Here is an 8,134-nt window from a genome sequence, read left to right as displayed (position 1 = left end):
CCAACAAAACAAGTCAACGGGGAAATTTCAAAGTCACAAAAGTTTCCCGTAACTTGCTGATTTTAATAACGAGGTTCCAGAACAACTCTGCCGGCGCGCCAAAACTCCTCCCCTCGGGATCCGCGACCGTTTGGCCAGAGGCCGTCAGGCAGCCTGTAGGTCCGCCCGATGGCGCCGTGGCGCCCATCATCCGCTTTGCTTGTCTTCACGCGGCCCCGCATGTCATAGGATGACCCTATAGAAACAGCCAAAGGTGCACCGTGCGCGTCCTGTCCGAAGCCCATATCCCGGAACTCCCCAATCACTATAGAGGTAAGGTGCGCGACAACTATGACCTGCCGGACGGCCGGCGGATCATCATCGCGACGGACCGCCTCAGCGCCTTCGATCGCATCCTCACCTGCATTCCCGACAAGGGCCACGTGCTGACGCAGACCGCGCGCTACTGGTTCGAGGCGACAAAGGACATCTGCCCCAACCACGCGCTGGCCTATCCGGACCCGAATGTGGTGATCGGCACCCGGCTCGACATCCTTCCCGTCGAGATCGTCGTTCGCGGCTATCTCGCCGGCTCGACGGGCACATCGTTGCTAACCCTCTATAAAAAGGGTGAGCGATCCATGTATGGGCTGCAGCTGCCCGAGGGCCTGCGCGACAACCAGGTCCTGCCCGAGCCCGTCATCACCCCCACCAGCAAGGCCTTCGACGGCGGCCATGACGAGCCGCTGACGCCGCGGGACATCATTGCGCACAAGTTGCTGACCGAAGCGCAGTGGGACCAGGTCTCGCACTATGCGCTCTCGCTCTTCCGGCGCGGCCAGGAGATGGCCGCCGACAAGGGCCTCATTCTCGTCGATACCAAATACGAGTTCGGCGTCGATGGTGACGGGACGATCGTTCTAGCCGACGAGATCCACACCCCCGACAGCAGCCGCTACTGGATGGCCGACAGCTATCAGACGAGCTTCGAACGGGGGGAACGCCCGACGAGCTTCGACAAGGATTTCGTCCGCGCTTGGGTTTCGGAGCGCTGCGATCCATATAAGGACGACATCCCGGCCATTCCCGCGTCTCTGGTGGAGGCCACCGCCGAGGTCTATCGCAACGCCTACAAGAAGATCACCGGCGCGACCTTCACCCCGGATGTGACGGGGGAAACGGTTCTCGACCGTGTGCGGGCCAATCTTGCGCCCTATTTCACGCAAGGCTGACAACCCCGGCGCTGGAGCAGGTTGTGCTGAAGGAAGAGGAAACGGTGCGCAGGACGAGACGGAAAGCGGAAGAGACCCGCCAGGACATCCTGGCGACGGCAGAGGACCTTTTTCGCGAGAGGGGCATCGGCCGCTGCTCGATCGCCGACATCGCCACCGAACTGCAGATGTCGCCGGCGAACGTCTTCAAGCATTTCGGCTCGAAGACGCAGCTCGCGGATGCCATCTGCGATCGCCACATCCACCGGATGATCGACCGTTTTGCGCTCCTGAACGATCCGGCGCCGGCGCCGCAGAAACTCGGCATCGTCGTCCGAAGGCTGATGGAGGCGCATCTGAGCGACATCAAGGAGAACCCCTATCTCTTCGAGATGATCCTGATGATGTCCGATGCCGATCTCCCGAGCGGGCGCCACTACAAGCATCTGATCGATTCCCTTTTCGGCGAGGTTCTCAAGGAGGGCGTCGCTGCCGGCGTCTACACCTGCCGCGACCCCGAGCAGCTCAGCTCCACCGTCGCCTCCGCCTTTTCAGCCATCCTGCACCCGGTCTTCCTGGTGAAGACGGATCCTGCCGATCTTCACGAGCGGTGCGAGGGGCTGATCGAACTGGTCAATGCCGCACTGCAAAACCCGCTTGCTAAGTGACGGTTTTTGACTTACGTCACTTATTTATGAAGGGTGCCATCTCATCCATGGCGCTTTACATGCCTATTTTGTATGGTGACGGGGAAAGCCCATGCGGGTTCCCCCACTGCCGTTCGGATCTGGCAGACCCGTCTTTCTCGATTGCCGCTTTTGGATATTGTCATGACCGCACGTAAACTTTGCCTGCCGCTCCTTCTCTCGTTGGCGCTGGCGTCCTGCAGCGACACTGGCGATGGCAGCGGTGCAGCACCCGCCGGACAGGCACAGGAGCGCCCGCCGAGCCCGGTCAGCGTCGTGCTCATGGAACAGGGGCAATATCCCATCACGCGTGTCCTGCCGGGACGTGCCACGGCTTTCCGAACCGCAGAGATCCGACCCCGCGTCACCGGCGCCATCCGTGAGATCGCCTTCAAGGAAGGAAGCGAGGTCAAGGAGGGCAGCCTGCTCTTCCAGATCGAGGACGACACCTATGAGGCACAGGTCGCCGAAGCGCGTGCCAACGTCGCCAGAGCCGAAGCGGGCGTCCCGAGCGCGGAAGCAAACCTTGCCCGCTACGAGCGGCTCGTCAACAGCGGCGCGACCCAGATCGAATATGAGAACGCCCGCGTGACGCTCCTTCAGGCCGAAGCCGACGTCGCCCAGGCAAAGGCCGCCCTGCAGACCGCCGAGATCAACCTCGATCTCACCAAGATCCGCGCCCCCTTCGACGGCGTCACCAGCCTCTCCAATGTCGCCATCGGCAATATCGTCACGGCCAACCAGACGGAGGCGCTGACCACGCTGCGGCAGCTGGACCCCATGTACATCGACCTGACGGAATCCAGCACCAATCTGCTCGAGCTGCGTTCGGCCATGGCATCGGGGCGCCTGAGCGGCGACCCGAGCAATGCCGACATCCGTCTGACCCTCGAGGACGGCACGGAATACCCGAGCACCGGCAAGCTCGACATGGCGGAAATGGCTGTCAGCGAGAGCACCGGGACCTACCAGATCCGCGCCCTGTTCGATAATCCGGACGACGTGATCCTGCCGGGAATGTACGTGCGGGCGACCGTCATCCTCGGCGAGGAGACGGGCTACCTCATCCCGCAGCGTGCCGCCAGCCGCAATGCCCGGGGCGAGCTCTCGGCGAAGTTCGTCACTGCCGACAACATGGTGGAGACGCGGATCTTCCCCACCAGCCAGGTCTCCGGAAACAACTGGCTCGTCGCAGAAGGCGTGACGGAAGGTGATCGTCTCATCGTCGACGGCTTCCAGTGGATCGCCGACGGCGCGACCGTCGCCCCGGTGGAATCGACCGTCGACGAAAATGGACTCGTCGTGCAGACACAACAGCCTGAAGCACCAGGCGAACCGGCGCCCCAGCAGTAGACCCTCGTCACTGTCAGCAAGCCAACTCGAAATTACGGCAGGAAATTTGCAATGGCGAAGTTCTTCATTCGGCGCCCGGTGTTCGCCTGGGTCATCGCGATCGTCATCATGCTGGGGGGCGCCCTGGCGATCTCGACCCTGTCGATATCCCAGTATCCGGACATCGCGCCGACGACCGTGCGTATTGCTGCCGGCTACAATGGCGCGAGCGCTGAAACCGTCGAGAAATCGGTCACGAGCATCATCGAAGATGGCATGACCGGCCTCGACGATCTGACCTATATGACCTCCGCGTCCAGCACCGGCAGCGCCACCGTGACGCTGACCTTCGGCAACACGGTCGACCCGGAAATTGCTCAGGTTCAGGTGCAGAACAAGCTGCAGCTCGTCCAGTCGCAACTGCCCGACGTCGTGCAGCAGGCGGGCATCTCCGTGACCCGGTCGACCTCGAGCATTCTCATGGTCGGCGCGCTGGTGTCGACGGACAGCACGCGCAGCTCCGTCGACCTCGGCGACGTCTTCACCACCAGCATCGAGGACCAGATCAAGCGCCTGGAAGGCGTCGGCAGCATCGACATCTTCGGGACGGGCTATGCGATGCGCATCTGGCTCGACCCGTTGAAGCTCCAGAAATACCAGCTCACCCCGAGCGATGTCACGAGCGCGATCCAGGCCCAGAACACCCAGGTGTCGGTCGGTTCGCTCGGTGGCCAGCCCGTGGTGGAAGGCCAGCAGCTGACCGTGACGATGACCGCACAGAGCCAGCTGCGAACCGTCGACGACTTCGAGGCGATCATCCTGAAGGTGGAGCCGGATGGCGCCACGGTGCGGCTGAGTGATGTCGCCCAGGTCGAGATCGGCCAGGAGAGCTATGGCTCCAGTTCCCGCCAGAATGGCCTTCCGTCCACCGGCTTCGCCGTGAACCTGGCCACCGGCGCCAATGCTCTCGATACGGCAGCGCGGGTCAAGGCGGCGCTGGCCGACATCGGCCCGACACTTCCCGAAGGCGTGGAGATCACCTACCCCTATGACACCACGCCCTTCGTCCAGCTCTCCATCGAGAAGGTGGTGCACACGCTGATCGAGGCAATCATCCTCGTCTTCGTCGTGCTTCTCATCTTCCTGCAGAACCTCCGCGCGACGATCATTCCGATGATCGCGGTGCCGGTGGTGTTGCTTGGCACCTTCGGGATCCTTGCGATCAGCGGCTATTCGATCAACACGCTGACGATGTTTGCCATGGTGCTGGCGATCGGCCTGCTCGTGGACGACGCGATCGTCGTCGTGGAGAACGTCGAACGGATCATGGACGAGGAAGGGCTCTCACCTCTCGAGGCCACCGAGAAGTCGATGGACGAGATCACCGGCGCCATCATCGGCATTGCCCTGGTTCTCACCGCGGTCTTCATCCCGATGGCCTTCTTTGGCGGCTCGACGGGCATCATCTACCGCCAGTTCTCGATCACCATCGTCTCGGCCATGCTCCTGTCGGCGCTGGTTGCGATCGTTCTGACGCCGGCGCTCTGCGCCACTATGCTGAAACCCATCGACCATCACAAGAAGGGCCGCGGCATCGGCGCCTGGTTCAACCGCGGCTTCGACCGCACCACCGGAGGCTATGTCGGTTCGGTCGGCTATCTCCTGAAGCGGCCGTTCCGGGTGATGCTGATGTTCGCGCTGGTCGTTGCCGGTTGCGCCTGGATGTTCACGCGCCTGCCGAGCTCCTTCCTGCCGCAGGAAGATCAGGGTGTGCTGCTGACCATCATCCAGACGCCGGCCGGATCGACCACGGCACGCACCGACGCGGTGGTGAAGCAGGTCGAGGCCTATTTCATGGAGAACGAGAAGGAGAACGTCGAGACCGTATTCGGGGTTCTCGGGTTCAGCTTCGGCGGCTCCGGCCAGAACAACGCCATCGTCTTCACCAAGCTCAAGGACTTCGAGGAACGCACCGGCCCCGGCCAGTCGGCGGCCGAGATCGTCCAGCGCGCCGGCGGCTACTTCTTCACGCTGCGCGATGCCCAGGTTTTCCCGCTGCTGCCACCGGCGATCCAGGGTCTCGGCACCTCCAGCGGCTTTTCCATGTATCTCGTCGACAGCGGCGGCAACGGCAATGATGCACTGACGGCCGCGTCGCAGCAGCTGATCCAGACGGCCTCGGCAAATGCCAACATCAGCTCCCTGCGCAGCAACAGCCTGCGCTCCGAAACGCAGCTGAAGATCCTGCTCGACCAGGAGAAGCTGGGCGCCATGGGTGTCGATCTTACAGCGGTCAACACCATGCTGACGACGATCTTCGCCGGCCGCGACGTCAACGACTTCACGCTCAACAACGAGCTGAAGCCGGTCTACGTGCAGGGTGACTCCGAATACCGGATGCAGCCGGACGACCTGAACTTCTGGTACGCCCGCAACAGCGAGGGTGAGATGGTTCCCTTCTCCGCCTTCAGCCGGGTGGAATGGGAGAGCGGCACGCCGCAGCTGGCACGCTTCAACGGCACGAGCGCCATTTCGCTGGAAGGCGCGGCGGGACCTGGCGTCAGCACCGGCGAGGCCATGAATGAAATGGAGCGGCTGACGGCCGAGCTTCCCGGCGGATACTCCGTCGCCTGGCAGGGCATTTCCTACCAGGAGCGGCTCTCGGGCTCCCAGGCCCCGGCGCTCTATGCTCTGTCGGTCCTGATCGTCTTCCTCTGCCTGGCTGCCCTCTATGAAAGCTGGTCCATCCCATTCTCGGTGATTCTGGCGGTGCCGGTCGGCGTGCTGGGCGCACTGGCTGCGGCACAGTTCTTCGGCCAGTCGAACGACGTCTACTTCAAGGTGGGTCTGCTCACCACGATCGGGCTGGCGGCCAAGAACGCGATCCTGATCGTCGAGTTCGCCAAGGACCGGATGGTTAATGGCAAGGGGGTCGTGGAGGCCACGCTCGAAGCGGCGCGGCTGCGCTTGCGCCCCATCATCATGACCTCGCTCGCCTTCATCCTCGGCGTCGTGCCGCTGGCGATTGCGACCGGTGCAGGCTCGGCGGCCCAGAACGCCATCGGCATCGGCGTTCTCGGGGGTATGCTTTCTGCAACACTGCTCGGAATTTTCTTCGTTCCCTCCTTCTTTGTTGTCGTCAGGAGGTTATCAAAACGTGAAAAACGAGAGAAGACAGCATAACATCTGTTAACGGATGTGAACGCAATATCGTCGCGACGGACGATTGAGTCGCGGCGTTGATTCGGCCAGGGCGGCCGCAGACATTGCACGCTTTTGTTAGGGCATCGGGACATAGATATGAAATCCTTTTACGCAACGGCTCCCCTCGTACTCGTCCTGTTGTCCGGCTGTGTTGTCGGCCCCGACCACGCGGCGCCCGCAATCACGCTTCCGGCGAAATTTGCCGAAGGTCCGACGTCCAGCAACAGCGACGTCTCGATGGCCGCCTGGTGGACCGCCTTCAATGACAGCCGCCTGAACGGCTATGTCGAGCAGGGCCTTGCCCAGAACCTCGACGTCCTGCAGGCACTTGAGCGGATCAACCAGGCCGAGGCCAACGTCGTTGTTGCCGGCGCCGGGTCGTTGCCGTCTTTGGCAACCTCAGCCTCCGGCGCCATCAGCGGGCGGGAGGCAAGCGGCACCACTACCGACACGCCGACGGCGCGCACTGTCTCTGGCAATCTCGATGCCTCGTGGTTCCTTGACCTGTTCGGGCTCTACAAGCGCTCCAAGGAAAGCGCCTTGGCGCGACTGGACGCCGCCTATGCCGGCGTCGATGTCGCGCGCCTGTCGCTGCTGCAAGCGGTTGCGTCTGCCTATATTGACGTCCGCTATTATCAGGAGCGCATTGCGCTCGCCCGGCAGAACCTCAGTTCGCGGAATGAAACGCTGGATCTGACTCGCTTGCAGCTGGAAGCCGGTGCGGCATCCCGGCTCGACGTCGTGCAGGCGGAAGGTCTGGTCAATTCGACCATCGCCGAAATCCCTGCCCTCGAAACCGCCTTCCGCGGCGCAGCCCATCGGGTCGCCACACTCCTCGGCCTGCCCGCCTCGTCGTTGCTACCAGAGCTGCAGAGAGGCGCGCGCCAGCCGGTGGCCCGGTTCAGCGCCAAGGCAGGGGTGCCGGCAGACCTGATCCGCAACCGCCCCGACATCCGGGCTGCAGAACGCCAGCTGGCCGCCGCCGTCGCCGAGATCGGCGTTGCAGAGGCTCGTCTCTATCCGGCGATCACGCTCGGCGGTACAATCACGCCCTCTTTCACAAGCACCGGCGGCAGCGAGGGGCGTTCGCTGTCATGGAACTTCGGCCCCGGCATTAGCCTGCCGATCTTCGACGGCGGCCAGTTGAAGGCCAATGTTACGGCGGCGGAATCGACGGCTCGTGAGGCCTATCTCGCCTGGAAGCAGACGGTTCTCGGTGCCGTCGAGGAAGTCGAGAACGCGCTGGCCGCTGTCTCGCGCGACGCCCGGACGGTAAACGCTCTCCGTGACACCGTTCGCTCCTACGAGGAGGCTCTCGATCTTGCCACAGCGAGCTACCGGGACGGCGCGTCCTCGCTGCTCGATGTCCTCGACGCACAGCGGCAGGTCTCGACGGCGCAGTCCAACCTGGCGCAGGCCGTTCAGCAGGCGGCCCAGGACTTCGTCTCTCTCAACGTCGCCATCGGCGGCGGCTATGGCTATGGCACCGGTCCAACTCAGGTGGCAGCCGCCGCAGCCATGGCGACCAAATAAGCTGAAGATCCAGCGTAGCTGATCAGCAAACCCTCGAAGCCTCGCTTCGGGGGTTTTTCAGTTGAAGCCGAGGGCTGCACCTGAGCCGCTGCGGGATTTCTCCGATCGAACATGAGGGTCGGAAGATTGGACGGACTCCTCCCCTGGCGATCTTGATTTTTTCAGTTCGGCCGGGACACGTCGTGTGCC

5 protein-coding genes are annotated in these 8,134 nt (G+C 63.0%); all 5 read left to right on the top strand.

Annotation, left to right across the window (positions count from 1 at the left end; genetic code table 11):
• The first annotated feature begins 260 nt into the window (after nt 1-260).
• The 5 genes from EO99_RS0125070 to EO99_RS0125050 all read left to right on the top strand — a co-directional run bounded on the left by EO99_RS0125070 (nt 261) and on the right by EO99_RS0125050 (nt 7,945).
• On the top strand, nt 261-1,211 hold the full coding sequence (locus EO99_RS0125070) for a phosphoribosylaminoimidazolesuccinocarboxamide synthase (RefSeq protein ID WP_029621283.1): 951 nt from the start codon (nt 261-263) through the stop codon (nt 1,209-1,211).
• A 23-nt stretch (nt 1,212-1,234) separates the two neighbouring features.
• The gene (locus tag EO99_RS0125065; protein ID WP_235776927.1) at nt 1,235-1,858 is read left to right on the top strand and encodes a TetR family transcriptional regulator; all 624 of its coding nucleotides are present in this window, start codon (nt 1,235-1,237) and stop codon (nt 1,856-1,858) included.
• A gap of 162 nt (nt 1,859-2,020) precedes the next feature.
• Nucleotides 2,021-3,229, top strand: a complete 1,209-nt coding sequence (locus EO99_RS0125060; RefSeq protein WP_029621281.1) for an efflux RND transporter periplasmic adaptor subunit — start codon at nt 2,021-2,023, stop codon at nt 3,227-3,229.
• Nucleotides 3,230-3,280: 51 nt separating this feature from the next.
• On the top strand, nt 3,281-6,391 hold the full coding sequence (locus EO99_RS0125055; RefSeq protein WP_029621280.1) for an efflux RND transporter permease subunit: 3,111 nt from the start codon (nt 3,281-3,283) through the stop codon (nt 6,389-6,391).
• A 117-nt stretch (nt 6,392-6,508) separates the two neighbouring features.
• Nucleotides 6,509-7,945, top strand: coding sequence for an efflux transporter outer membrane subunit (locus EO99_RS0125050; protein ID WP_029621279.1), 1,437 nt, complete (start codon nt 6,509-6,511; stop codon nt 7,943-7,945).
• The last annotated feature ends 189 nt before the right edge of the window (nt 7,946-8,134 follow it).

Source organism: Pseudorhizobium marinum (assembly GCF_000705355.1).
Taxonomy (GTDB): Bacteria; Pseudomonadota; Alphaproteobacteria; order Rhizobiales; family Rhizobiaceae; genus Neorhizobium; species Neorhizobium pelagicum.
The sequence above is the reverse complement of the archived record's forward strand: the minus strand, read 5'-3'. Positions and strand labels throughout refer to the sequence as shown.